Source organism: Adlercreutzia sp. (assembly GCF_056795635.1).
The window spans coordinates 12283-38534 of sequence record NZ_JBQIIT010000009.1 but is presented as its reverse complement, the minus strand read 5'-3'; the positions used below and the strand labels follow the sequence as shown (position 1 = coordinate 38534).

At 63.6% G+C, this 26252-nt stretch carries 15 protein-coding genes and 2 tRNA genes; 6 read left to right on the top strand and 11 right to left on the bottom strand.

Annotated features, from left to right (window positions below; genetic code table 11):
* Positions 1-96: 96 nt before the first annotated feature.
* Both ACTOXK_RS07050 and ACTOXK_RS07045 read right to left on the bottom strand, forming a co-directional pair.
* Positions 97-4212 carry a hypothetical protein gene (locus tag ACTOXK_RS07050; protein WP_482277343.1) on the bottom strand — a complete coding sequence of 1372 codons (4116 nt, stop codon included), beginning with the start codon at positions 4210-4212 and terminating at the stop codon, positions 97-99.
* 546 nt (positions 4213-4758) lie between these two features.
* A complete protein-coding gene (locus ACTOXK_RS07045) occupies positions 4759-5349 on the bottom strand; it encodes a hypothetical protein (RefSeq protein WP_482277344.1) in 591 nt (196 codons plus the stop codon).
* A gap of 201 nt (positions 5350-5550) precedes the next feature.
* On the opposite strand from ACTOXK_RS07045, the gene ACTOXK_RS07040 reads away from it, so the two are divergent.
* Both ACTOXK_RS07040 and ACTOXK_RS07035 read left to right on the top strand, forming a co-directional pair.
* A complete protein-coding gene (locus ACTOXK_RS07040; protein WP_482277345.1) occupies positions 5551-8193 on the top strand; it encodes a YhgE/Pip domain-containing protein in 2643 nt (880 codons plus the stop codon).
* Positions 8190-10364 carry a YhgE/Pip domain-containing protein gene (locus ACTOXK_RS07035; protein WP_482277346.1) on the top strand — a complete coding sequence of 725 codons (2175 nt, stop codon included), beginning with the start codon at positions 8190-8192 and terminating at the stop codon, positions 10362-10364. The genes ACTOXK_RS07040 and ACTOXK_RS07035 overlap by 4 nt, the downstream gene beginning before the upstream one ends.
* Positions 10365-10562: 198 nt before the next feature.
* Here ACTOXK_RS07035 and ACTOXK_RS07030 read toward each other — a convergent pair whose 3' ends face one another.
* Together ACTOXK_RS07030 and ACTOXK_RS07025 are read right to left on the bottom strand one after the other, a co-directional pair.
* Positions 10563-11504, bottom strand: a complete 942-nt coding sequence (locus ACTOXK_RS07030; protein ID WP_482277347.1) for a serine O-acetyltransferase — start codon at positions 11502-11504, stop codon at positions 10563-10565.
* Between the two features lie 495 nt (positions 11505-11999).
* On the bottom strand, positions 12000-13997 hold the full coding sequence (locus ACTOXK_RS07025) for an MDR family MFS transporter (protein ID WP_482277348.1): 1998 nt from the start codon (positions 13995-13997) through the stop codon (positions 12000-12002).
* 313 nt (positions 13998-14310) lie between these two features.
* Here ACTOXK_RS07025 and ACTOXK_RS07020 point away from each other — a divergent pair, with 313 nt between their 5' ends.
* From ACTOXK_RS07020 to ACTOXK_RS07010, 3 genes are all read left to right on the top strand, one after another.
* The gene (locus ACTOXK_RS07020; protein WP_482277349.1) at positions 14311-15621 is read left to right on the top strand and encodes a hemolysin family protein; all 1311 of its coding nucleotides are present in this window, start codon (positions 14311-14313) and stop codon (positions 15619-15621) included.
* Between the two features lie 112 nt (positions 15622-15733).
* Positions 15734-17098 carry a helix-turn-helix transcriptional regulator gene (locus tag ACTOXK_RS07015; protein ID WP_482277350.1) on the top strand — a complete coding sequence of 455 codons (1365 nt, stop codon included), beginning with the start codon at positions 15734-15736 and terminating at the stop codon, positions 17096-17098.
* A 147-nt stretch (positions 17099-17245) separates the two neighbouring features.
* Entirely contained in the window at positions 17246-18946 is a 1701-nt protein-coding gene (locus ACTOXK_RS07010) for an FAD-dependent oxidoreductase (RefSeq protein ID WP_482279884.1), read from the top strand.
* Positions 18947-19130: 184 nt separating this feature from the next.
* Here ACTOXK_RS07010 and ACTOXK_RS07005 read toward each other — a convergent pair whose 3' ends face one another.
* The 7 genes from ACTOXK_RS07005 to ACTOXK_RS06975 all read right to left on the bottom strand — a co-directional run bounded on the left by ACTOXK_RS07005 (position 19131) and on the right by ACTOXK_RS06975 (position 25453).
* On the bottom strand, positions 19131-19922 hold the full coding sequence (locus tag ACTOXK_RS07005; protein WP_482277352.1) for an amidohydrolase family protein: 792 nt from the start codon (positions 19920-19922) through the stop codon (positions 19131-19133).
* Between the two features lie 218 nt (positions 19923-20140).
* Positions 20141-20233 (bottom strand) — tRNA-Ser (locus ACTOXK_RS07000).
* Positions 20234-20321: 88 nt separating this feature from the next.
* Positions 20322-20413, bottom strand: a tRNA-Ser gene (locus tag ACTOXK_RS06995).
* 177 nt (positions 20414-20590) lie between these two features.
* Positions 20591-21934, bottom strand: coding sequence for a peptidylprolyl isomerase (locus tag ACTOXK_RS06990; RefSeq protein WP_482277353.1), 1344 nt, complete (start codon positions 21932-21934; stop codon positions 20591-20593).
* Positions 21935-22181: 247 nt separating this feature from the next.
* Positions 22182-23993 (bottom strand): translational GTPase TypA, encoded by a 1812-nt coding sequence (gene typA / locus ACTOXK_RS06985; RefSeq protein WP_482277354.1) that lies wholly within the window; start codon positions 23991-23993, stop codon positions 22182-22184.
* A 109-nt stretch (positions 23994-24102) separates the two neighbouring features.
* Positions 24103-24717 (bottom strand): J domain-containing protein, encoded by a 615-nt coding sequence (locus ACTOXK_RS06980; RefSeq protein ID WP_482277355.1) that lies wholly within the window; start codon positions 24715-24717, stop codon positions 24103-24105.
* A gap of 10 nt (positions 24718-24727) precedes the next feature.
* Positions 24728-25453, bottom strand: coding sequence for a CPBP family intramembrane glutamic endopeptidase (locus ACTOXK_RS06975; RefSeq protein ID WP_482277356.1), 726 nt, complete (start codon positions 25451-25453; stop codon positions 24728-24730).
* 52 nt (positions 25454-25505) lie between these two features.
* On the opposite strand from ACTOXK_RS06975, the gene ACTOXK_RS06970 reads away from it, so the two are divergent.
* Positions 25506-26228 (top strand): TraX family protein, encoded by a 723-nt coding sequence (locus ACTOXK_RS06970; protein WP_482277357.1) that lies wholly within the window; start codon positions 25506-25508, stop codon positions 26226-26228.
* The last annotated feature ends 24 nt before the right edge of the window (positions 26229-26252 follow it).

Here is a 26252-nt window from a genome sequence, read left to right as displayed (position 1 = left end):
TCTTGGGCGATGTCGAATGCTCGCGACGATGAGCATGCCGGCGGGACAGTGATCGGTCCCGCCGGCAATTTTGTTTCTGGCCGCGGCGAAGGTACACTACCTGTCTGCGCTTCGCCTCCGCCACGCCGCAACAAGGAGCGCCGCAGCTAAGAAGCCGATAAGGCCGACGGTCGTTGCGATCGCCGCGAGGGGATCGCCCGTCTGGGCGAGGCGCGTGAGGAAGGCGGGCTTCGTGCCGTTCCCGGCATCCGTATGCTCGGCATCCCCCGTCCCTGCTCCGCCGGTGCTCGATTCGTCGCCCGAGCCGTTGCCGCCGGCGCTGCCGTTGCCGCCACCATTGTTATCGCCAGCGCCGCCCGGGCCGTTACCGCCGTTGTCGCCCCCTCCCGAGCTGTCCGAGCCGTTGCCGTTATCGTCGCCGTCGGGGTCGAAGCCCTCGGGCAGCGAGCCGCCCTCGAATACCACATACACCGTGTGGTTAGCGGCAATGTCGCTGAAGGTGAGGCTGTCCTTGTCCAAAAGATCGGTTCGCACGACGCCGTCGACAATTACGTACTGGGGCCGCGATCCGTCACTGGATTTCCACGTCACCGTGTGGCTTCCCTTGGCCGGCACGTGGGCCGAACCTCCTACGGTGCCCGCGCCTGACCCCTCGATGATGATGCTGTGGTAGCCGTTCGGCGCCTCGGGCTTCACTTCGGGCTTCTCGGTCGACGTCAGCACGACGCGCACCGTGTGGTTGGCCGCCACGTCGTCGAACGTCCACCGGTTGTCGGCGGGGACAGCCACCTCCTTGCCGTCTACGTACACCTTGGCCACGGTACTGCCGTTGCCCACGGTCCAGGCGACCGTATGGCTGTCGCCGCCGTCCACAATACTGACGTCGGAGATAGTGCCCTCGCCCCCTTCGATGGAGGTGTCGATACGGAAGCGCGTGTCGGCCGGGACCGTGTGCTCGCTGAATACCACATGCACGCGATGATCGGCTCCCACGTTCGCGAAACTGAACGAGTTGGCTGAGCGCATAAGGGCCGGCAGCGCACCGTTCATCAGCGAGAAGGGCGCGGCAGCGCCGGCGTCGCTCGCCAATGCCGCAGCGGCCCCAGATACCAGGCCGGGCTGCTCGATGTCGTCGATCAATACGCGCACAACATCTTCGCCCTTCGAAGGCGACCAGCTAACCGTGTGCGAGCCGTTCTGAGGAACGCTGGCCGACCTGCCGGCCATGCCGTTGCCCTCGCAGGTGACGGTGATGGAATAGAAGCCCGTGATGTCCAGCGTCTTGAGGGGCTGCACCGAGACGATCACCGAATGGTTGGCCGCGATATCGTCGAACCGCACCCGATCGGAGGAAAGCAGGTCGTCGCGGGGCACGCCATCTACCAGCACCGATGCCACCCGATAGCCCTCAGCAGCCTTCCACACCACCTCATGCCCGCTGGAATGGGGCTTCAAGTTCGCCATAGATCCCGTGATGGAGCTGGGCCCTCCCACCATGGAGGTGTCGATGGCATAGGTCACCTCATCGCGCTCGGCTTCGGTTTTCAGCACCACCTGGACGGTGCAATCGGCGCTGACGGCCGGCAGTCTGACGGTGTTGTCCTTGGCCGTAAGTACCGTGCGCGTGGCTCCCTGGGTCAGGATTACGCTATCCAGATAGAAGCCGTCTCCGATAGTCCACGTCACATCCACGTCGGATGCGGACCCCTTCTCCAGCTCGACCGAGGGCGAAATGGTTCCGGGGCCGCCCACCAGCTGGGTGGCGACCACGAACGAGCCGTCATCGGTCGGCTGGTCGGGAACGTCGGTGCCGAACTTCTCATCGAATTCCTTGTACACCACTTCCACTTTGTGGTCGGCGGTAACCTGATCGAAGGTAAAGGTCTCGAAGGCGCCCTCGGCATGCTCAACGGCATGGCTGTCGTACTTCTTCACGCCGTCAATGTACACGTAGGCTAGTTCCGCCTTGTCCTTGGCAGCGTCCTTCACGTTCCAATTCACCGTGTAGCTGCCGCCCTTCGGCACCGTGGTGCCGGCGCTGATCTCGCCGGGTCCGCGCACGATGGTCTGGATCGAGTAATAGTCGCTGATGGTGCGCACTTCCACGGTATGCCCCACGGCGATGTTGCTGAGGGTGAGGGTGCCGCTGGCGGGACTGGCATAGGGAATGCCGTCTACCAGCACCTCGTGAATGCGGTAGCCGGCCTTGGCGGCCCAGGTGATGGTCATCGATTCGCCGCGCTTGACCGTACGGGTTTCGGTGAGCGCTTCCACGCCCTTGTCGCCCTTGGTATCGATGCGGATGAATTCCGCGTCCGCGGGCGGATCGTTGGGACTGTCGGGCTCGTATACCACGCGAATGTCGTGGGCCTGTCCGTCGATGGGCAACGTGAAGCTGTCCTTGCCGATCAGGTCGTCGCGCACCACCCCGTCGATGACGATGGACTGCACATGGTGGCCCGCGTCGGGCGTGGGAGTAACGGTGACCGAGCCGTTGGTGGGGTAGCTGTCGCCCACGCCGTTCTCACCCGTGACAGTCAACGTACCGCTGCCGCTGGAAGAGGCGGTGACGGGGAAGCGCAGAATGTCGGAGGCTGTGGTCTTGTACACGAGACCGAGCTTCTCCATGACCATGTCCGCGTGGTGGGTTCCGTTCTCGTCCACGAAGGAGCCCTTCAGCGACGCGCTGTTAGAGTAGGGCACGTAGGTCTCGCTGCCCTTGGCGGTGCCCTCGAAGATGACTTCGAAGAAACCGGTGCGGGTGATGACCGTGTCGTCGGTGGCCTGCACGGTGATGACCGGCACGCCGTCCACCATTTCCAGGCCCTTAACGTTCAGGTCGTAGGACTCCTTGCCGTCGTAGCTCTTGTAGCGGGCGATCACATCGCTATCGAGATTCACCGTACGCATGGCGGGCACCTCGATGGTCAGCGTGGCGTTCTTCAATCCCAACTGCTTTTTGTCCTCGGGGGACTTGTTCACGGCCAGCACCGTCGAGCGCAAGCGGTCGCCCTCCTGCGCATAGTGCACATGGGGGTTGTAGTTCTCGGTGTCGGAGGAATAGTGGCGGTCCAGGTTGGTGATGATCATCGTGGTTTCGAAGGTGGGCACCACGATGTCGATGGCCAGGCCGAGGGAACTGAGGATAGTGGGGTTATTGTTGGTGGAGGCTTTCACGATCACCTGCTTTTCGCCGCCATTCAGTTTCAGGCTGCCCCCGTTGGCGTCATCATTGATGTCCATGACGCAAAGGTCGGTGTTGGCCTGGGGCCAAGTGCGATTCGTGCTCGTGCAGGCGCTCGTGTTGCCAGCGACAGGAGCCGGATCCACATCAACCCACGCTCCTTTGTGATCGATCACGAAAGAATAGAAGCGGTCTTGCGGGTGGTGGGGGTTGGAAATGCTTCCCGAGCCGCCTTGGTCGGTGGTATAGTTCATGGATTGGGCGCTGTCCATATAGTCGGAGCCGTCCATGGACATGACCAGCTCGCCAGTGGGCTTATCGGCCACCGAAAGGCCTTCGCCCGAGATTTCCACCTGGGTGGTAGCGCCGTTCACCACACCGGTGCCGCCCAGGAGCAAGCGCAGCATGCGCACGGGTACCGCGGGATTTTCCTCGATCACGATGAGTTTCCAAGCGCCAAAGTAGTCGCCGCCCGCGACGGCAGCGGCCGAGCGGGCGGTGAAGGGGATATTGATGCCGGTGTAAATGCCGTAGGACTGCTCCTTCACGAAGTCCGTTACGTCGAAGAAGGTGGATGTGCGGCTGTCTCCCTCATTGAAGAGGTATTCGGGCCAGCAGCGGATCATGCCGCCGCGAGGGCCCTTCAAGGTGACGCCGTAAGTAGAAAGAGGACTGGTCGCAGAGAGGAACTGATTGTAGTGGGTGGCGGCCACGACGAGGTAGGCCTTGTGGATGCGCACGTTTTCGCTAGCGGGCGCCTTCAGCACCGCAGAACTGGAATTACTGCGCGGGGCAGTCTCTTTCTCTCCACCCACATTTGCCACCGGAGAGGTGGTCTTCTCCAGGCGGTAGCCGGCCTCGGCCTCGGCGTTGGGGTCGACGGAGCTGTGCAACTGGGTGCCGATGATGGAATCCGACTTGCCTCGGGTGTTCGTGTTGCCGGCAATGTTGAACTGGTAGGGGCCCACGATGGAGGTGTAGGCGCCAGGAATAGCGGCATCGCCCAGGCTGTTGGTCTTGGGCTTCACGGCGCCCTGGAACTCTTTACCGACTTCTTTCAGGTAGGTTTTCGGCACCGCGGTGTAGCCGCCCAGCGACGTCGCGCGGGGCGCGGCTGCATCGTCGGCAAAGGCCGGCAGGGGTGTAAGACCCCCCCCCGCGAGGGCGACGGCAGCGAAAAGAGCGAGGGCTTTGGCGAAAAGGGGCCGCTTTGCTGGGCGCGTTGCAGCGATGGCCTGTCTCACGGAGCGCTCCTATTCCTCAGCTCGCGCATTCGAGTGGCAGACCCGACGAGCGGCACGGATGCGCGAGACGTTTAGCCAACCCCTGATGTCAGGAAACAGGGGCGAAATTACCTCAGACCAATGTAACGGTAAACGAATTTCTAGGCAACGAATTGATGACGCTTTTCTGGCTTTCGCACCTTTCCCATGGGTCACAAGCAAGCGATCCCCATGGAATAGGAGACTTGATGGCCGCCGGCATTTTTTGCTTCTGGCCCCGAAAACAGCGAAGGGCGCCGCGGGAAGCAGGGCGCCCTCCTCTTTCTTTTTTGGCAGATTGCTTCGGCAGATTTACTCCGCTTCGCCGTGGCAGCCGCAGCCGCAATGACCGTCGCCGTCGTGGTCATGGGCGCCGCAGCACTCGTCGCCGGCGTCGTCTCCCTCGTCCTCGGCGGCGTACTTCTCGTCGATCTCGTCGGCGCCGTAGGCGACCGGCTCCTTCAGGGCCTCCATGAAGTTCGGGGCCTCGCCGATGTAGGCCGGCTCGGCCTCGAAGGTGAGGGCGCCGTCGTCATCCATGGCGTAGAGGTAGGCCACGGCATAGCCGGTGTCGACCCCGGGCTGGCCGCCCTCGGCGATGATGGCGTCCTTCACGCCGTCGTCGGTCTCGATGTAGCCGTCATAGCAGAAGGCGTAACCGCCGGCGCCGCGGGCGCCGCGCACGTTGGCCTCAGCGGCGGCGAAGCACTCCTCCGCGTCGTCGCCGGGGTGGGTCTCCAGGAACAGGTTGTCCTTCACGATGAGGGCGGTGAAGGGAATGAGATCCGCGCCGGATTCCAATTTCTCCTTACCCTCGTCGAGGGCGAAGACGAGCACGCGCTCCAGTTCCTCGGGAATCTCGGGGACGTCGGTGCTGTCATTCTCGATGGTGCGATCGGCCACGGGGGCCTCCTTTCAACTCGTTACAGAGGGCGCGGGCAACAGGCTGCACGAAACGGGGCGGCCCCAAGAGCCCGCGGGCCTATGATCGCAGTGTATCGCAACCCTTCGGCGGTCAGGCCACAACGTGTTGACAAACGGGCAGCACGACCCGACAAATCGATGAGAGAGAAGATAATCGTGCCCATGGAATGACGAGCGAGAATGGGCTTCACGGTGTTCAAGCGAGCGCGGGCATACCTCGGCGTGATCTTCGCCATCTTCGCGCGGGATGTACGGCGCATCCTGCGCAATCCCGTCGCGCTCGTCATCACCCTCGGCATGATCGTCATGCCCTCGGCCTACGCCTGGTACGTGGTGGCCGCGAACTGGGACCCCTACAGCAACACCGAGGCCATGAAGGTGGCCGTGGCCAACGAGGACGCCGGGGCCGACAGTGCCGAGGCGGGAAGGCTGGACGTGGGCGCCAGCGTGGTGGCCTCGCTGCGGGAGAACCACGCCATGGGCTGGGAATTCACCGATAAGGAGAGTGCCGTCAACGGGGTCTACGCGGGGAAGTACTGGGCAGCCCTCGTCATTCCCGAGGACTTCAGCGCCGACTTCGCCAGCGTGTTCACCGGCGACTTCACCCCGCCGACCATCGACTACTACGTGGACGAGAAGCCCTCCTCCATCGCCCCGAAGGTGACCGACGCCGCCGCGGGGGCCGTGCAGAAGGCCGTCAACGAGAACTTCGTGAAGACCGTGGCCGAGAAGGTGGTGGGCACCACCCAAGCGGCTGCCGCCTCGACCCAGGAGCAGGGCGCGGCGGCCGAGCATAGCCTGACCGCGGGCGTGGGCCGGGCCCGGGAAACCGTTGAGGCGGCCCGGGGCGCCCTGGAGACCCTCGGGAACACCGCCGAGGCCACGGCGGCGGCCGTGCACCGGGCCGACGACACCCTGGCGGCCCTGGAAGAGGACGGCCCCCGCCTGCGGGAGACCATCGCCGAGGCGAAGGAGCTTCTGGGGCAGACGCGCACCACCCTGGACGGCTACGGCGACACCCTCACCCACCAGGCCACCGACGGGGCCCTTGCCCTGGCCCGGGCCGCGAGCGAGGCCCACGGCGCCCTGGGCACCGCCGCAGGCGCGGTGGCCGCGGCCGAGGCCACAACGCGGGCGGCCCTGGAGGAGGCCCAGGTCCTGCTGCTCGACAACGAGGCCCTCGTGGCATCCCTGGAGCAGGAGGCCGCCGCGGCCGATGCCCCGGCGGCGGTGACCGAGGCCTTGGCCGAGGCCCGGGAGGGCAACGACCGCATGGCTGCCACCATTGCCGCCCTGCAGAACGCCCAGACGGCCCTGGATGCTACCGCGGCCTCGCTGGAAGGCGAGGGCGACGTCCTGGACGAGGCCGCCCGCAGCGCCGCCACGGCAACGGAACAGACCGCCGGCACCTTCCGCGACACCGTAATGCCGGCCCTGACCCGCAGCCTCGACGGACTCGTGGCGGCCTGCGGCACCTTGGACGGCGCCCTAGCGGGCATGGCCCCCTCCCTGGCCGAGGCCCGGGCCCTCTTGGCCCAGCTGAGCACGACGCTGGACAGCTCCCTCGCATCGCTCGAGACCACCGACGGGGTCCTGGGCACCCTGCAGGACAACCTTACCCGCGCCGAGAGCGACCTGGCGGCCCTCCAGCATTCCGCCCTCGTGCAGGCGCTGACGGACTACCTGAAGGCCGACCCCTCCACCGTGGGGGCGTTCATGGCATCTCCCGTCACCCTGGACACCCACCTCGTGTACCCGGTGAAGAACTACGGCAGCGGCGTGACCCCCTTCTTCACGAACCTGGCCCTGTGGGTGGCCGGCTTCATCCTCATGGCCATGGTGAAACTGCGGGTCGACCCCGAAGGGCTGCCCCGCTTCACCCCCACCCAGGCCTACTTCGGCCGCTGGCTGTTCTACGTCACCGCCGGCCTGGCCATGGGCCTCGTGTGCTGCGTCGGCGACCTCGCCCTCGGCATTCAATGCGAGAACCCTGCGGCCTTCATCGGGGCCGGGCTGCTCACGGTGTTCGTGGACGTGAACCTCATGTTCGCCTTGGCCTACGCCTTCCGCCATGTGGGGAAGGCCGTGGCGGTCATCCTGCTCATCGTACAGATTCCCGGTTCGTCGGGCATGTTCCCCATCGAGATGATGCCCGCCTTCTTCCAGGCCATTCACCCCCTGCTGCCCTTCACCTACTCCATCGATGCCATGCGGGAGGCCATCGGAGGCTTCTACGGGCTCGATTACCTCTGGGATATGCTGTGGCTTGCCCTGCTGTTTGTGCCGGCCGGCTTCGCCATCGGCCTGGGCCTGGGCCGGGCCTCGTTCAACCTGAACCTCCTGTTCGATGAGAAACTCGGCGAGACCGACCTGCTGCTGGCCGAGCCGGTGGCCCCGGGAGTGGAAGCGGCCGAGAACGCCGCCGGGGCATCGGCACCTGCGGCCCGCTTCCACACGCGCACCCTCGTGCGGGCCCTGCTGGATACCGGCGCCTTCCGCGACCAGCTGGTCGCTCGGGCCCAGCGGTTCCAACGGCTCTACCCGCGCCTGGTGCGCGTGGGCTGGGTGGCGCTGTTCGCCCAGCCGCTCATCACCTTCGCCATCATGGTGCTCGTGCGGGCCGACGTGGACACGCGGGCGCTCATGCTCATGGCCATGGTGGTCGGTATCATCGTGGTGGACACCTACCTCATCGTCATCAGCTTCCTGAATGCCCGTCTCACCCGCCAGCTCGCCCTCGCCGACCTGAGCACCGCCGATCTGCATGCGGAAGCCGCCCATCAGCTGTCCCTCGGCTCTCCCCGAGGAGGTGAGCGCCCATGAGGATGATCGCCGCGATCTTCGCCGAGGACGTGCGCCACCTGTTCCGCAACGTCATCGCCGCCATTGTGGTGCTGGGACTCACCCTGGTGCCGCCGCTGTACGCCTGGTTCACCACCCTGGGCTTTTGGGACCCCTACGACAGCACTGGCAACATCAAGGTGGCCGTGGCCTCGGTGGACGAGGGCTACCGCTCCGACCTCCTTCCCACGCCCATCAACGCCGGCGAGTCGGTGCTCAGCGCCCTGCGGGCCAACGATCGCTTCGACTGGCAGTTCGTCAGCGAGCAGGAGGCCATCGACGGGGTGCGCTCGGGGGAGTACTACGCGGCCCTGGTGATTCCGAAGAACTTCTCCGCCGACCTGATGACGGTGTTCACCGGCCAGGTCACCGAGGCGAAAATCGACTACTGGGACAACGAGAAGGAGAATGCCATTGCCCAGCGGGTCACCTCCACCGGGGCGAGCACCCTGCAGGAAACCATCGACGAGACCTTCGCGGATACCGTGGCGAAGGTGGCCCTCGGCACCACGGCGAGCCTCACGAACTTCATGGATGGCGAGGGCATTCTCACCTACGCCCAGACTTTGAGCCAGCGCCTCGAGGCGGCCACGGGCGAGCTTGCGGCGGCGGCCGACCAGACCGAGGCCTACGCCGACCTGCTCGGCGCCACCGGTTCCCTCACCACGGCGGCTGGCACCGTACTAGACGAAGCGGGGAAGGCCCCCGAGGCCGTGCGCCCCCTTATCGGCGAGGGCGACGAGGCCCTCACGGGGGCCCGGGACGCCCTGACGGCAGCCGCCGACGGAGCCGAGGGCGACCTGGCGACGGCTCGAGAGAGCTATGATGCCGTGGCCGCAGCGGTGGAGGAGGCCTTCGCCACCATGGAAGAGGACCCGGCCGCGGCCGCAGCGGTGCTGGCGAGCACCCGCGCCGACGCGGAGGCTTTGGCATCAGCCTACGGGGAACTGAAGGACGCCCTGGCCGCGGCCGACCCCGATAGCCCGGCGGTACCCCTGCTGGGCCGGGCCCAAGAGGCGCTCGGCGCCCTCGCGGAAAGCCTGCAGCAGGCCGAAGGGGCCCTCGGCCACGACAAGGACACGCTGGAGGAGGCCCATCGGAAGGTAGCCGAGAGCGTCGGCCAGGCCCGGGACAGCCTGACCGCTGCCGAGGACACCTACCGCGACCAGCTGAAGGGCGAGCTCGAACGGCTCAGCGCCAGCCTGGGAGCGGTGGGCGACGACACCGAGAGCCTTCTGGACTCCCTGCACGCCACCGCCGCGAGCCTCGGGGGCGCGACCGGCTCCCTCTCCCAGGGGCTCAACGAGGCCGAGCAGGCCCTGCGCTCCTGCGCCGAGGGGCTGCGCCAGGCGCGGGAGCCCCTCGATCAGGCCCGCCGCGACCTGAATGAGGCCGTGAGCAGCGGGGACTTCGAGGCGGTGCGCCGCATCATCGGCGACCGCCCCGGCGCCGTGGCCCAGTTCCTGGCCGCCCCCACCCGCCTCGAGCGCATCCCGGTGTACCCCATGGCCGACAACGGCAGCGCCATGAGCCCCTTCTACACCTCGCTCTGCCTGTGGATCGGCGCCATCTTCATGGTGGCCCTCATGAGCGTGACCGTCTCGCCGACCCAACAGAGGGCCCTGGCCGCGCGGATGGGGCGCGCTCCCACGGAAGCGGAGCTGTACCTCGGGCGCTACGGGGTGTTCTGCCTGCTGGGGCTAGGCCAAGCGCTCATCGTAGGGCTCGGCAACGTGTTCTTCCTCGGAGTGGAATGCGAGCACTTCTGGCTGTATCTGGCCGCCTGCTGCCTGGCCTCGGTGGTGTTCACGAACCTCGTGTACACCCTCACGGTTTCCTTCGGCAACATCGGCAAGGCCATCGCCATCATCGGGTTGGTGCTGCAACTGGCGGGCTCCGGCGGCCTCATGCCCGTGCAAATGCTCTCGGCCCCGCTGTTCGGGGCCATCTATCCGTGGCTGCCCTTCGCCCATTCCATGCCGGCGCTGGAGGGAGCCATGGCCGGCATCTACGGCAATCACTACCTGGTGAACATGGGGCAGCTCGCAGCCTTCCTCATCCCGAGCCTCATACTGGGCCTCGTGCTGCGCCGCCCCGTCATCCGCCTCAACAACTGGGTCCTCGCCAAACTGAACGAGACGAAGTTCCTGTAGAACGACCCCGGTTCAGGGCCGTGGCGAGCGGGGATCCCCTTCGACCAGCCTCTCGATCTTCGCCTCGCAACGAAGCTCTTCGAGGTATTCGTCAGTAAGCGCGAAAGGTGCATCTGGCACGGGAACCCCTAGAGCCTCCCTCTGGACCTGAAGCGATCTCAAAAAGTCCTCGACCGTTTGAACTCGCTTCTCCATCCTTTAGTCCCGCTCCCCCGGTTGACGGACGGTGATCTCCTGGGACTTCACCGACACGCGGGAATTGGGGGGCACCGAGAACGTCACGAAGGTGGAACCGGCAATGACCGAGCCCTTGCCGATGACCGTCTCGCCACCGAGCACCGAGGCGTTGGAGTAGATGGTCACGTCGTCCTCGATGGTGGGATGGCGCTTCACCCCGGCCAAACGCTGGCCGCCACGGGTGGACAGGGCTCCCAGGGTCACGCCCTGGTACAGCTTCACGTGGTCGCCGATGACCGTGGTCTCGCCGATGACGACACCCGTGCCGTGGTCAATGAAGAAGTACTCGCCAATAGTGGCGCCTGCGCCGATGTCGATGCCCGTGGAGGAGTGGGCGATCTCGGTCATCACGCGCGGGATGATGGGCACCCCCAAGTCGTAGAGCACGTGGGCGATGCGGTACACGTAAATGGCGTACAGGCCCGGATAGGTGAAGATGACCTCCTCCTTGGAGCCGGCCGCCGGGTCGCCGTCGTAGAGCGCCTGCACATCGGTGAGCAGCACGCGCTGAATATGGGGCAGTTCCTCGAAGAACTTCGTGCAGATGTCGGCCGTCTGCTCGCAGATGGAATCGCTCGTGCAGCCGCCGCACAAGTGGTTGCCGCTACCCGCCGCCGCATCGCGATCGTCAGAGGTATAGGTGAGCGCCAGAATCAGCTGCTGGCGCAGCACGCTCTCGATATCAATGAGGGTTTGGCCGATGAAGTAGCTCGGGCTTGTAGAGGGGGTCAGCATCTCCGGGCCGAAGTAACCAGGGAACAGCACCCGGCGCAGTTCCGTCAGCAGCCCCTTGATGGCCGTGCGGCTGGGAAAGCGGCGGCCGGGCTTGGTGAAGAAGATCTCGTCCGCCTCGTAATTCTTCTCGATACCGGCGACGATGCGCTCCAAATTGTCTCCGAACATGGGGCCTCCTCAAGGGTTGCGGCGCAGACCGCCCCTCTGGGCGGCTGTCCGTGGTTTTCGATAGGATAGCAGAAAGGCGACGGTTCCCCGTTGCACACAGCGGCCGAGGGCGAAAGGGCTACTATCGAAGGTGAAGATACTAGATGCTCGTTCGACGCCGAATCGCAGCCCGCGCACCTGGCGTCTTTGCCTCGCACGGAAGCCGGCCATGCGGCTTCCCAAGCCAAGCAGCCCCGTTGCCTTCGCTCGCCGGGGCTGCTTGCTCACTGTTGTTTCGCTGGCGCTGACGCTCCAGCGAACTATGCCGACGCTGCGGTGCCGGGAGAGGCCCGGCCTTGCACCTCAGGACTTTCCCTCGCGGCGCGGAGGCCGCTCGGCCGTCCTTCGGCACAATTCCGGGCCTCTCCCGGCACCTCGCTGAGTTCCTTGGGCGAACCTGGGGAACAAAACTGAACTTATTTTTTAGACAATTGGCGAAACGACTTAGTGCGGTTCTTACTTCTTCTGACCGCCCCGGCTCTCACAGTCACAATCGCAATCGCATTTCCCGTCTTCTACGCACTCGCTTTGGCCGCTCGGTCCGTCGCCGCAGAAGACGGCGCGGGTGGGGTGGTCGGACAGGTAGGCCGCCATGGAGTACTGGGTGATGTCGCTGCGGTTGATGATGCCCACGATGTGACCCTCCTCCAGCACCGGCACCTTCTTCAGATGATTCTCGGCCAGCACGCGGCACACGTCGGTCAGATTCGCGTGCACGCTCACGCAGATGGGGCTCGCAGCGCCAATCTCGCTGGCGCGCATCTGCATCACCTTCGCCAGTTTCTCGTCGTAGCCTTCCTCATCGGGCACCGTGCGGTTGATGAGCACGATAGGATCGGTGAACGAGTTGCGGCGAGGGCTCAGGCGCTTCAGAATGTCGCCGTCGGAGATGAAGCCCACCGGCTCGCCCGACGCATCCACGATGGGGGCGGCCGAGATGTTCTTCTCCACGAACAGGCGCATGGCCTCTTCCACGGTGGCGTCCTGGGAAAGGGAGTACACGTCGGTCTTCATGATGGAGGTGAGCAGCGACTTGCGCGTGCCGCCCTCGTCCACGGCCGCTTCCTCGCCGGGCTTGTCCTTCACGAACATAATGGTCATGACCAGGCCCACCAGGCACAGCAGCGTGCACACGAGGAAGGCGGCGTTGATGCCGAACATGGTACCCTGGGCCGCGCCGAAGTCCGGCGTGGCGAAATTCTGCACCTGGGTAGATACGGCGATGATGATGGCCGTGCCGAGAGATCCCGCCACCTGGCGCAGGGTGTTGTTCACCGAGGTGCCGTGGTTCATCACTTTGTTGTCCAGGGCGTTCATGCCCCAGGTGGTGATAGGCATGTTCACGAGCGCCATGGAGAACATGCGCACGGTATACACGATGGTGAGGTAGATAATGCTCGACGTCAGGTTCAAAATAGCGAAGGCGAAGGTGGTGAGCGTCAGCAGGCTCATGCCCACAATGGCCATGCGGCGCGGGCCGTGGCGGTCGAACCACTTGCCGGCGACGGGATTCATGACCCCCATGAGGATGGCGCCGGGCATGAGCACGAGGCCCGAGACCGTAGCCGACAGCCCGTGGAGCGACTGCACGTAGATGGGCATGAGGATGCCGGCGGCCAGCAGCGCCCCCTGCACGAGCATGCCGATGATGGTGCCGATGAGGAAGCGGCGGTTCTTCAGCACATCCACCCGCAGCATGGGGTGGGGAAGCCGTGTCTGGCGGATGAAGAACCACACAACGCCAGCGGTGCCGGCCACGGTAGTGACGATGGGCACCAGAGTGAGCCCGGCCGAGCCCAAAGCCGAGAAGCCGTAGAGCATGAGCCCGAAGCCCAGGGTGGACAGGGCCAGCGACAGCGGATCGAGCACCGAGTCGCCCTTGTTCGCCGGGGCCTTGTTGTCCACGAGGAACAGCGATGCGCCGATGATGACCAGGGACAGCACGAAGATGATGTAGAACAGGATGTGCCAGTCGGCCTGGTCGATGACGAAGCCCGCCACCGTGGGGCCGATGGCCGGGGCGAAGGCGATCACGAGGCCGAAGATGCCCATGGCCGACCCGCGGCGATCCACGGGGAACACGAGCATGAGCACGGTCATGGTCACGGGCATGAGGATGCCGGCGCCCATGGCCTGCACGAGACGGCCACCCAAGAGCACGGGGAAATTGGGGCCGAGTGCCGCCAGCAATGTGCCCGCCGCGAAGGTGGCCATAGAGAACACGAACAGCTTGCGGGTGGAGAAACGATCCTGCAAATAGGCCGTAATGGGAATCATGATGGCGTTCACCAGGGTAAAGCCCGTGGTGAGCCACTGGGCCGTAGACTGATCGACGGCCATCTCCACCATAATAGACGGCAACGCCGGCGTAACCAGCGTCTGGTTCAACACGGTGACAAAGGCGCCGAACACCAGCACCGCCAACATCAGCCATTCCTTGCGGGACAGTTTCATCTTCTACCTCGTCTGCTACTCGTCTCTTGCGTGCGCTTCGCGATATGCATTCTGGGGGGCTGACCTACTGTACCACTGCCCCGGCCTTTGCCCCAGCGGGCCACGCCGAACGGTTGCAGGGCTGGCAACTTGCCCACAGGCCCAGCGCGCGAGCGAGAAAAGCAACAACACTATGAAAGTTCACCGTAAAGCGGTGTCAGTTCGGCGGATGCGGCGAGAAATCGCCTAGGATATATCCCGTAATTTAGTCGACGGATGGGGGCTCTTCCAAGAGGGAAGCGGCCCGAAATCCACCGAAAGGGTGCATGACGGTATGTATACCGCACTTTGCTTGTTGCTTGTTGTCCTGTTCTTGTTGATGAACGCGTTCTTCGTTGTGGCCGAGTTCGCCCTCGTGCGCGTCCGCCGCAGCCAGATCGATATGGCTGTGGCCGAGAAGCGCCGCGGCGCCGAGGCGGCCCGCGATGTGACGACTCACATCAACGCCTATCTGTCCGCCTGCCAGCTGGGCATCACCTTGGCCTCCCTGGCCATCGGCTGGCTCGGCGAGCCGGCCGTGTCCGCCGTGCTGGAAGGCCCGCTGCTGGCCCTCGGCCTGCCCGAGGCCGCCATCCACCCCATCTGCGTGGCCGTGGGCTTCTTCATCGTGACGGCCCTGCACGTGGTGGTGGGCGAGCTTATCCCGAAGTCCTTCGCCATCTTCTCCACCGAGAAGTACGCTCTGCGCACCGCCGGGCCGCTGCGCATCTTCTATCGCATCACCTACCCCATCATGGTCATCTTCAACGGGGTGACTAACTGGGTGATGAAGCTGTTCGGCCACGATCCGGCCGACGAGCATGAGGTGTACACCGGCGATGAGATCAAGCTGCTCATCGACGAGTCCACGGAAAACGGCCTTATCGACCCGGAGCAGAACGAGTTCGTGGACAATATCTTCGACCTGGGCGACAAGGACGCCGAGGGTATCATGACCCCCCGCACCGACGTCATCTGCCTGGATACCGAGGACACGCTGGAGGAGAACCTGGAGCTCATCCGCCAGTACAAGTACTCCCGCTACCCCGTGTGCCACGGCTCGAAGGACCACATCGTGGGCTTCGTGCACACCAAGGACCTCGTGGATATGCCCCTGGACACGCCCATGAGCGAGTGGAATATCCGCGAGCTGCCCGCCGTCCCCGAGAGCATTCCCATCGCGAAGCTGCTGGAAACCATGCAGGAGCGCTGCACGAAGATCTGCGTGGTGGTGGACGAGCACGGCGGCACGGCCGGCATCGTCACCATGAGCGACATCATGGAGCAGATTGTGGGCCGCATCGACGATGAGTACGTCCACGACACCGATGACGACGTAGAGGAGCTGCCCGACGGCACCTACCAGATCAACGGCACCCTGGCCATCAACGACCTGGTGGAACTGCTCGGCTTCGAGCCGGAGGAAGCCGACGACGTGGAAACCGCCGGCGGCCTGCTGCTCACGCTGTTCGACCGCATTCCCGCCGAGGGCGACGTGGTGGTACTGGAGCATCGCGGCACCAAGGTGACCTTCACGGTGCTGGTCATGGATCGCCTGCGCATCGACCGCATCTGCATGGCCATCGACCGCCCCGACGAGGAATAACGGGCGGCCCCGAGAGCTTCGTATCCGGGCGGTCTTCGGGCCGCCCTTCGACCGATCATACGGCCCCATGTATAATGTCCCCGTATGATCGAGGGCCACAACGAGAAGGGACATGCCGTTGCAGCGCAATCACGGGCGGTGGCTCGGAAAAGATCTGCTGCTGGCCATGATGGGCATCTCTGCTCTTTTGACGGCCCAGTCGCTTGAGGCTCCTTACGAGATCGCATGCTTTCTCTCGGTAGGGCAGGGCCGTGTGCCGGCAACTATCGTAGATGTGGCCGCGACCTCGCTTATCTCCTGTGCAGCATTTATCGTGGGCAACAGACTGGCCCGAACGCTCATGCAAGTCCCCTGCGCCGTGGCAAGTGCGGCCTGCTGCCTGGTGGGATTGGCAACCCAGGGCATCAGCGGCACCTTCTCTCCCCTCGGTCTCATTCTCATGTCTGCCGGCGGCACTATCTTGCTGTTCTGCTGGTTGGCGACTGTTTGCGCGCACCGTGATATCGGAATCGTCGAGTTGATGATAGAAGTCGAGGTGCTCGTATCCGCAGCAGCCCTTCTCCCTTCCCTCCTGCCGGCATCGTGGCGCCTCGCCCTGGCCGGCGTATGCGTAGCATCATCGGCGGCGGCTTTTTACCTCCTTCAACAGGGCACTCTTCCCAATTCGGAACCCGAGTGCGCCTTTAGCATCGATCCTCCATCGTTGGCTAAAATTCTCTGCAGTTTCTTCGTCATTGGTCTCGTGGTGGGGATGCTGCAATATTCGGTTTTCCTGCAGCAGGTGGAAGGCGAGATGTTCCCCGTCATCATCGCCATCATATCGCTTGCGCTCGTGCTCTGGCTGTTCAACCACGGCCGGGACTTCAATCTGTCGGCGTGGACGAAAGTGGTTGCAACCCTCTCGCTCATTGCCCTTATTCTCGTGTTGTTCTCCTCATCTCTGATCTATTTTGCCTATGTACTGGCCGGCATTGCCTACGCCCTTCTCGAGTGCGGTGCCCTCTATGTGGGACTGCTGTTGGGGCGCCTCTACCCTGACACCCGCGTAAGGATTTTAGCCACCGCATGGTGCGTAGGGGCTTTGGGGGCCCTCCCTATCATGGTCTCCGCTTTTCTCGGATTCGATATAGCCGGCCGCGCTACCGTGCTCTTCATGGCCCTGTTGCTCGTTGTAGCGTCAATTTGGATTTTAGAAGATCGGAATATGTCGTTGCTGCTGTCCTCTGGCAGCGAGGGAGGATCCCTGTCGCTGGCAAGCCAGTCCCTCGAGACGTTCTGCGAGAGTATGGGCTTGACTGCCCGCGAGCGCGACGTGTTCAGCTTGTACATTATAGGGCGCAGCGCTCCCTATATCGCCGAGAAACTAGTGATCAGCGAGAGCACCGTGAAATCTCACCTGCAGCATATCTACACTAAGTGCGATGTCCATTCACGCCAGGAGCTTATCTCTCTCGTTGAAGCTGTTCGAGAGAGTTAGAGTTCTCCCTGTTCAAAAGGTATTCGTACGTTTCGTAGGAGAAGAGTTTTCCCCTATTTCATACGTTTCTCCCGTTTCGCCGCCTCCGAAAATGCGGTGATATGGGCACTATCTTGCCGTACAATGAAAGAGGAGGAAATTATGGCAATGGAGGAAAAGGGCGCGGGGGCAATGACCCGGCGCGGGTTTCTAACGGCCCTGGGCCTGGCGGGCGTTTCCGCGGCCGGCACCGGCCTTGTTGGCTGCTCTCCGAAGCAGACATCGGAAACTCCCGGCAACGAGAGTGCCGCCCTCGCTGACACCGGCACTCTGGTGGAAACCAACATCCCCGAGGACAAAATCATCGAGACCGTCGATTGCGATGTATGCGTCGTTGGCCTTGGCGTAGCGGGTGTGGGAGCCCTGCGCTCCGCCGCTGAAGGAGGGCTCAACGTGGTTGGCGTGGAGAAGGGCAGCAAGCCCAGCGCCCGCTCCAACATGTTCGCTGCATTCGGCACCGAGAAGACGCGCGCCGTCGGAATCGAGGACATCAGCCCTACCGAGGTGGCCAACGAGCTCATGACGCAAATGTCGCATCGCGCGGACTACCGCATAACCACGAAGTGGCTCAAGAACTGCGGGGAAGCTTTCGAGTGGTACACCTCCGCATACGACGGACTCCTGTGGATCGGCATGGAAGACGAGCTTCCCGAGGATCCCAACCAGTTGTTCGTCTGCGCCGACACGCTTACGAGCGGCATCTACCGTTTCGGAATCGACCACGAGCGCCTCTTCGCCGGATGCTGCTGCATCAGCGGCGGCGGCGAGACCCATACGCCCGTTTTGCAGGCTAATGTGGATGCGGCTTTGGCCACGGGCAACGCGCAAGTGCAGTTCTACTCTCCAGCTGTGAAACTCGAAACGACCGACGGGCAGGTAACTGCTGTGATCTGCCGCAATGACGAGGAAGAGGGCTACACGCGCTATCGTGTCTCCAAGGGCGTGGTGCTCGCCACGGGCGGCTATTCCCACAACGAGAAAATGCTGGGGCAGTATGCTCCGTGGATTCTGAAGAACCAGGACAAATTCCTGTTCTCATACGAGGTGACGGATCACGACGGCAACCCCGCCGATACCGGCGACGGCCAACAGATGGGCATGGACGTCGGCGGCCACCTGGACGTGGGGCCCCATGCGGTAATGGCCCACATCCTTCAGTTCGGCCAGGAGTTCTTCCTGCAAGTCAACGAGCATGGCGAGCGCTTCACCAACGAGGATCTCAGCATGACCAATATCGCCAAGGTCATGCAGAACCAACCAGGCAGCAAGGTTTTCCAAATCATAGACAGCCACTGGCCCGAGCAATACCCGATGCTTGAGATGGTCATGCAGAACATCCGCAGCTACGGCGACGGAGAGGGCTTTTCGGCCCAAGCCGATTCACTCGAAGAGCTCGCCTCTCAGCTGGAACTCAGCGCAGATGCCACCCAGAATTTAACCGCAGCAGTCGCGCGCTACAACGAGCTGTGCGAAAAAGGAGTCGATGAGGATTTCGGCAAGGCAGCAGAGAAGATGTTCCCCGTGGTCGATCCTCCCTTCTACGCGATCACCTACGATATGCTCAAGCACACTTCAGTGGAAGACGTAAGCTGCATGCGCTTGCTCGTAACCATGGGCGGCCTTGTAACCGACGATAACGCTCGCGTGCTGGACGATGACTCGAACCCCATCCCCGGTCTGTTTGCCGTCGGCAACGTGCAAGGCGGCCGTTTTGTGGAAGACTACCCCTTCACCTTGTCTGGGGCCAGCCACGCCGCCGCTCTCACCTATGGGTACCTGACAGGCAAGTATCTCGCCGAGCAGGCCTAAACGGCGTCATTTTGGCGTGCGCGGGGCCCTCAGAATTTCCCGCGCGCCAATCGATCCCTCTGGCCCAAACAGTAAAGAACCCCGGCCTGGGCAAAGTGCCGGGGTTCTCCCTTTTCCGCTGACTGGCTCCACTATCGAAAAGCGTAAGCCGCCGGGGTAGCTCCCCTCGAGGACTATCGGGATTCTAAGACTCCTCCCCGATAAAACGCATGGCGCTCTTCCAGGTGATAGCCTCGAACTCCTCGGGGGTGAAGGGCATGGCCTCCAGCATACGGTACTCGGTGGCAGGGCTCCACATGGGGAAGTCGCTGCCGAACATCACGCGGTCGGGGCCGTAGGCGCGCACCAGTTCCACGGTACGACGGGGCCCGAGGAACTCCAGGGCGCTCGACGTGTCCACGAAGCAGTTCTCGTTTTCCAAGTACTCCAGGGCATAGTCGAAGATGGACCAGCCGCCGAAATGGGCCGCATCCACCTTCAGGCGCGGGAACGTGCGCAGAATGCGCTTCAGGCGCCGCGGATGCGAATAGTCGTAGCGGTAGTCCCCCGTATGAATGACGATGGGCAGGCGCCCCTCGATCACCTCATACAGGTGCATGAGACGCGGGTCGTCCATATTCACCATCTGGGTATCGGGGTGAATTTTCACGCCCTTCAGGCCCAGCTGGATAGCGCGATCGATCTCGCCTTCCACGTCCACGTAGTCCTGGTGCATGGTGGCGAAGCCGATGAACTCAGGGTGCAGGAAGCACTGGTCGGCGATGAAGTTGTTGATGGTCTCCACTTGCTCGGGGGACGTGGCCACCGAGTGCACGATGTGGTGGGTGATGGGCGTCTCCGCGTCGGCCGCCAGCAGCGCCTCTGCCGAGGCATCGGGCGCGGCCATGGTCACGCGATAGAAATCGCCCACCGCCGCCGAGGCCCTCGCGGCAATCTTCGCAGGGTAGATATGGGAATGGGCATCAACGACAGCCATGGGGAAATCCTTCGACGAACGTGCGGTTTTTCTCTATTGTAAAGAGGCACTCGTTTCAAGAACATGACCAATTCGCCCACCTTGACGGCAAAATGCGCGAATGGTTATTCACTTGTCGGGCAATGTCAGCGAGCGGTTATCCCCTCGCAGGGTTCGAATCCCTACGTAATAGCGGCACTTTTCCCAATGAGGGACAACCTTACTTGAAACAAAAAAGATGGCGGAGGAGGAGGGATTCGAACCCTCGTCACCGGGGTTACCGGTGAAACGGTTTTCGAGACCGCCGCATTCAACCACTCTGCCACCCCTCCGCAGGGGCGAGGCACCGCTTCGGTGCCGTAGCAAACGCCGCATAGGGGCGTATATAGAAGCGAGCCTTAACGGCTCGCGAATTAACTCTGGCGGAGAGGCGGGGATTTGAACCCCGGATACGCTTTTGGCGCATACACGATTTCCAATCGTGCTCCTTCGGCCAGCTCGGACACCTCTCCACGTAGCCTTGCCTCGCAAAGGCGAAGCGTTTAAGAAGTATAGCGCACGGCACAGCCCCAAACAAGAAGTTTTTTGCAGAAGTCCACGAAAAAGCGCCTGCGGCCGAAGCTAGCAGGCGCTTTCCTTCCAGGCAATAACCCGATGCGATGGCGCAGTTCGCCGCAGAGAGAACTCCGTTACTCCGCAGCGCCTTCGGCAGGTTGCTGACCCTCAGCGGGCTGGCCGGCGTCATCTCCCTGGGCGGGCTGGTCTCCCTCAGCAGGAGCCTGAGCATCCGCGTCACCGCCGGCAGTCGGCTGATCGCCGGCACTGCCGCTGTCAGCGCCCTCGGCCGGCTGCTCGCCCGCGTCGGGGGTAGCGTCGCCATCAGTCGGCTGCTCGCCGTCAACGACCTCGGGCTCGATGGTCACGGGGTTGCCCTCGCCGTCAACGGCGGTCACGCCCGTGTCCTCGGCCCCGTCCTTCGGGAAGTTCGCCATATCGACGTAGTAGGGCAGGCCCTCGGGCATATCGTTAATGACGATGTCGGCCGACTCGCGCTGGCCCTCGAGCCAGGTGTAGTAAGCCTGAGACTCGTTGGAAGTCTTCACGGCATTGCGCAGGGCATCCTGGAACTCCGTCGGCAGTTGGTCGAGGCTATCCAGCGTTTCCGGAGCCTCGAACTGCTCGGTGCAGGTGATGATGTGGATGCCATAGGTGCTCGGCACCAGGCCGCTCACGTCGCCCACGTTCAGCGTGGCCAGGGTGTCGCTGTACTCGGTCACGAAGTTGCTCAGATTGTTCCAGCCCACGTTGCCGCCGTCAGCCGCCGAGGCGGTGTCCTTGGAGTAGGACTCGGCCGCCGTGGCGAAGTCCAGCTCGCCGGCGTTGATCTTCTCGAGCACCTGCTGGGCCGTGGCCTCATCGCTGGAATCGAACAGAATGTGGGACGACTTCTTCGCGCCGTCGAAGGAAGACAGGTAGTTCTGCTCGTTGGCCAGGGCCAGGGCATCCTCATCGGTGGCCTCGGCGGCCTCTTCGGCCACCTTGGTCTTCAGCTGCTGGGACACGAGCGACAGCTCGATGTTCTCACGGTACTCGTCCTCGGTCAGGCCCACGGCGGACAGAGCCTCGCCCCACGCCTCGTCGGAATCGTAGTGGCCCTTCATGGCGTCGACATACTCGTTCACCTCATCGGGATTCGCGGTCACGCCCAGGGATTCGCTCCCCTGTTTCACGAGTTCCTGGTCGACGTAGCCGTTGATGATCTCCTCGCGGACGGTCTCCGGCGTGTAGTCGTTCTCAGCCAGCCATTCGCCCCACGCCTGCTCATCGGTCAGGCTCATCTGGGCGCGAATATCCTGGATAGCCTGGGTGACCATGTCCTCCTGGATTTCCACGCCGTTGACGGTTGCGGCCACACCACCAGTGTACACGGGCGCGTCGCCGGAAGAGTTCTCAGCGCAGCCCACAACGCCCACGGCGCACACGGCCGCAAGGCCCATGGTGGCAAGCGATTTCGCAAAGGTCAGCTTCTTCATACATACCTTCCCTCATAGGTGACTGGGCCGCCGAATTCGTTTCGCGGGTGCGTTTTGAGACAGTCCCAGATGATTTCACAAGGCATTTTCCCATGGGGATGCGCACGGTAACAACCGCCGCACAATTTGCCCACTTTTGATTCACGGTTCGTCAATTACAGAAAAGACAAACCCCACGTCAACGCTGATGAATTGACGCGGGGTTTGGATAAGGAAGCGCAACGGAGCGAGGCGCGAAACAGGGGCGCTACTTCTTCGAGGCCTTCTTGCGATCGGTGGCGGACAGCAGGCGCTTGCGCAGGCGAACGGACTGCGGGGTCACCTCCACCAGCTCGTCGTCCTCGATGTACTCCAGGGCCTCTTCCAGGGTGAAGGTGATGGGGGGCGTCAGCTGAATGGCCTTGTCGGCGGAACTGGAGCGCTGGTTGCCGAGGGACTTCGTCTTCTCGACGTTCACCACCATGTCGCCTTCCTTGGCGGACTCGCCCACGATCATGCCCTCGTAGCACTCGTCGCCCGGGCCCACGAACAGACGCCCGCGCTCCTGCAGGGTATCCAGGGCGTAGGCCACGGCCTTGCCCGTGGACATGGCGATCATGCCGCCGTTCTTGCGGCCGGCCATCTCGCCGGAATAGGGACCGTACTCCTTGAAGTGATGGAACAGCATGGCCTCGCCGCGGGTGGCGTTCAGGATGCGGGTCTTCAGACCCATGGTGCCGCGGGAAGGAATGCGGAAGGTGAGGTGCGTCATGGTCTCGTCGGAGGACATGTCCTCCATGATGCCGCCGGCGGTGCCCATGACCTCGATGGCCTTGCCCGCGTACTCGTTGGGCACGTCCACCGTGGCTTCCTCGATGGGCTCCAGCTTGCTGCCGTCCTCGGCGGTCTTGTACACCACGCGGGGGCGGCCCACCTGGAACTCGAAGCCCTCGCGGCGCATGGTCTCCATGAGCACGGACAGGTGCAGCACGCCGCGGCCGGCCACCTCGATACCGGTCTTGTCCTCCAGCTCGTTGATGCGCATGGAGATGTTGCTCTCCTTCTCGCGCATGAGGCGCTCCTTCAGCTGGCGGCCGCCCACGATCTCGCCCTCGCGGCCTACGAGCGGGCTAGAGGAGGCCTCGAAGACGACGGCCATCGTAGGCTCTTCCACGGCGATGGGGGCCATCTCCACGGGGTTGTCGGGGCAGGTGATGATGTCGCCGATATCGGCATCCTCGATACCGATGACGGCCACGATGTCGCCGGCGTCGGCGGCAGTCACTTCCGCCTTGCCGAGGTTCTCGAAGGTGTACACCTTGCGAATCTGAGCCTTGCGCTCGGTGCCGTCGGCCTTCACCACGAGCACCTGCTCCTTCTCGTGCAGCGTGCCGCTCACCAGGCGGCCGACGCCGATGCGGCCCTCGTAGCTGGAATGGTCCACGGTGCACACCTGCAGGGCCACCGGGCCGTCGATATCCACGTCGGGGGCGGGAATCTCGCTCACGACGGTGTCCAGCAGCGGCACCATGTCCATGTTGTCGTCATCGGGGGTCAGGCGCGCGTAGCCGTTCACGGCCGAGGCGTACACCACGGGGAAGTCCAGCTGCTCGTCGGTGGCACCCAGCTCCACCATGAGATCGAACACCTTGTCCACGGCGCCCTCCGGGTCGGCGTTAGGACGGTCGATCTTGTTCACCACCACCACGATGCGCAGGCCGCGCTCCAGGGCGTGGGACAGCACGAAGCGGGTCTGGGGCTTGGGGCCCTCGTAGGCATCCACGATGAGCAGGGCGCCGTCGGCCATGTTGAGCACGCGCTCCACCTCGCCGCCGAAGTCGGCGTGACCAGGGGTGTCGATGACGTTGATCTTCACGCCCTTGTAGTTGATGGAGATGTTCTTGGAGAGGATGGTGATGCCGCGCTCGCGCTCCTGGTCGTTGGAGTCCAGCACGCGCTCTTCCACCTGCTGATTGTCGCGGAACACGTGGGAGGCCCACAGCAGACGGTCCACGAGGGTGGTCTTGCCGTGGTCGACGTGGGCGATGATGGCGACATTGCGGATATTCTCTTGCTTCATGAATCTTCTTTCTTATTCGGTTTGGGGCCTAGAAATTATAGCGCTTTGCAGCGGGTATTAACGATGATCGGCGCGGACGGTGCAGGGAAGCCACTCGCCGCGGTGGCATTTACTCATCCAGCAGAGCCTCGTACTCCCGGCGCTCTTCGGTCAGCTTCGCAAGGTGCTCGTTCAGGGTGTTCAGGTTGCGCTGGGCGCTGATGGCCTGTACGACCCCCCAAATAGCCGCAGGCACCGCCATGGCGGCGATGAACCCGAAGATACCGAAGGGACGGCGGATGGTGAAGAACGCGGCCACGGCGCCGATGCCGGCCATGGCCAGGCCGTTGCGGCGCTCGTCGGTAACCGTGTCGCGCTGGGCCACGAGCTGGGCCCGGGCCGCAGCGATGCCGGCCAGGCGCGCCTTGATCTCGGCCTCGGTGAGGTACTCCACTTCCACGTCGCCCTCGGTCTCGGTCCACGAACGAGCGGCGCCGGACGGGTGAGAAGCGCTGCTGCTTGCAGAGGAACCGCGGCCGCGGCGGCTGCCGCTCGACGAGGTCAGCAGCTCATAGGCTTCCTGGAGCCGCTTGAACTGCTCGGTGGCGCGGCTCTGGAGCTTCTCGTTGCCGGCGAACTTATCGGGATGCAGGATCTGCACCGTTTCGCGGTAGGCAACCTTGATGTCGTCGGCCGAGGCATCGTCTTCCAGGCCGAGTATGTGAAGGGCTTCGTTTCTGTTCATGCGGGCCATCCTAGCATGAGCGGGCTTTCTTCGACCGCGCGGCCACGAATACCGCAAGAATCAACAGCAACGTGCTCGCCGCCATGCCCAACTCGTCCAGGGCGTTCCCCGTCAGATAGGTATCGGGCAGAGGGAAGCCAAGGCTCAAGCTGGGAGCGAAGTACAGCAGATCGAAAGCGGCGTGCAGCAATATGGGGAATCCCAGCGAGCGCAGTACCGCGCCGTCGCGAGCGGTGAACCAACGGCTGCTCACGACCAGGGAGCCCATGAGGAAGCCGAAGGCCGTGCCCTCGACGACCTTGAGCATCGCCTGGATCGCGACGGCTGGCGAGAGAGCGGGGAGGGGGGTTCCGGGGGCAGGGAACAGGTGGGCAATGCCGAAGAGCACTGAGCTGGCCACGACCGCGAACGAGGCGGCCCCTTGCGGGCCCCGGCACCGGACCGGTGCGCTAACCAAGGGCGCGTTGTTTCGGGCCAGCCAACGGATCACCGCAGCCAAACCCCACAGCAACAGCCCGCGAAACAGCAGCTCTTCAGTCACAGCCGCTTCAAGCGACACGACCACGGCTTCACCGAAGCCGGCCGGAGAAAAGGATGACAGGACGGCAGCGAGATCGCGGCCAGCGGCCAGCTCCGGCTGCACCTGTGCGGCGGCCGAGGCCAAGCCGCCACACGCGCCGGCCAGGAGAACGAGGACGACGATCGCGGAGCGCCCATTATGTCGCAAGCATTTCATAGGGCTTCATTATAATGGTGCCGCAGTATCCACCTTCCTGGGAAGGAGCTCCGTGGCCCTATCGCGCGGAACCTCGGCCTTCACCCTGAAAATGGCCGCCATTGCAGGTATGACCTGCAATCACGTAGCGAATATCTTCGGCGACGTCATGGCGCCGGCGGCTACGGTGTTCTTCTTTACCCTGGGCGGTCTCACCTTTCCCATCATGGCGTTTCTGCTGTGCGAGGGCTATCGCCACACGTCAAGTATCAGACGCTACGCCACTCGGTTGGCACTGTTCGCCGTCATCGCCGAGGTGCCCTGGTTTCTGCTGTGGGGCCCATCGCTGAACGTGCTGTTCACGCTGCTCATCGGCCTCGGCCTGCTGTGGGCCGGCGATCATCTGCGCAGCCGGGTGGGCTATGGGCTGGTGCTTGTGGCCGGCGTTGCTGCCAGCTGGTTTTGCGACTGGGCCATTGCGGGGCCGCTCATGGTCGTTTTCTTCCATCGCTTGCGGGAACAGCCACGCGGTGTACTGAAAGTCATGGCCGCCTTCGGCGCGGTCTTCGGCATTCCCCAGCTCATAAGCGTGCTGGGCACAAACCCGGGAGCGGCCGGGGCGCTTCTCCCGGCCATCCAATGGGGCGCGCTGGGCTACTACACCCTGGGCTTCGCTCTGGCCACCTTCCTCATGACCACCTACAACGGCCAGCGCGGACCATCCCTCAAGTGGTTCTTCTACGCCTACTACCCCGCCCACCTCCTCATCCTCTGGCTCATCGCACAATTCGTCTAGAGGGCGCGGCCTTGCAGGCTCCAG

Bases quoted from the DNA above. Each gene is read 5' to 3' on its own strand.
- ACTOXK_RS07040 (WP_482277345.1), top strand. From the start codon at position 5,551: ATGGGCTTCACGGTGTTCAAGCGAGCGCGGGCATACCTCGGCGTGATC.
- ACTOXK_RS07035 (WP_482277346.1), top strand. From the start codon at position 8,190: ATGAGGATGATCGCCGCGATCTTCGCCGAGGACGTGCGCCACCTGTTC.
- ACTOXK_RS07030 (WP_482277347.1), bottom strand. From the start codon at position 11,504: ATGTTCGGAGACAATTTGGAGCGCATCGTCGCCGGTATCGAGAAGAAT.
- ACTOXK_RS07025 (WP_482277348.1), bottom strand. From the start codon at position 13,997: ATGAAACTGTCCCGCAAGGAATGGCTGATGTTGGCGGTGCTGGTGTTC.
- ACTOXK_RS07020 (WP_482277349.1), top strand. From the start codon at position 14,311: ATGTATACCGCACTTTGCTTGTTGCTTGTTGTCCTGTTCTTGTTGATG.
- ACTOXK_RS07015 (WP_482277350.1), top strand. From the start codon at position 15,734: ATGCCGTTGCAGCGCAATCACGGGCGGTGGCTCGGAAAAGATCTGCTG.
- ACTOXK_RS07010 (WP_482279884.1), top strand. From the start codon at position 17,246: ATGGAGGAAAAGGGCGCGGGGGCAATGACCCGGCGCGGGTTTCTAACG.
- ACTOXK_RS07005 (WP_482277352.1), bottom strand. From the start codon at position 19,922: ATGGCTGTCGTTGATGCCCATTCCCATATCTACCCTGCGAAGATTGCC.
- ACTOXK_RS06990 (WP_482277353.1), bottom strand. From the start codon at position 21,934: ATGAAGAAGCTGACCTTTGCGAAATCGCTTGCCACCATGGGCCTTGCG.
- typA (WP_482277354.1), bottom strand. From the start codon at position 23,993: ATGAAGCAAGAGAATATCCGCAATGTCGCCATCATCGCCCACGTCGAC.
- ACTOXK_RS06980 (WP_482277355.1), bottom strand. From the start codon at position 24,717: ATGAACAGAAACGAAGCCCTTCACATACTCGGCCTGGAAGACGATGCC.
- ACTOXK_RS06975 (WP_482277356.1), bottom strand. From the start codon at position 25,453: ATGAAATGCTTGCGACATAATGGGCGCTCCGCGATCGTCGTCCTCGTT.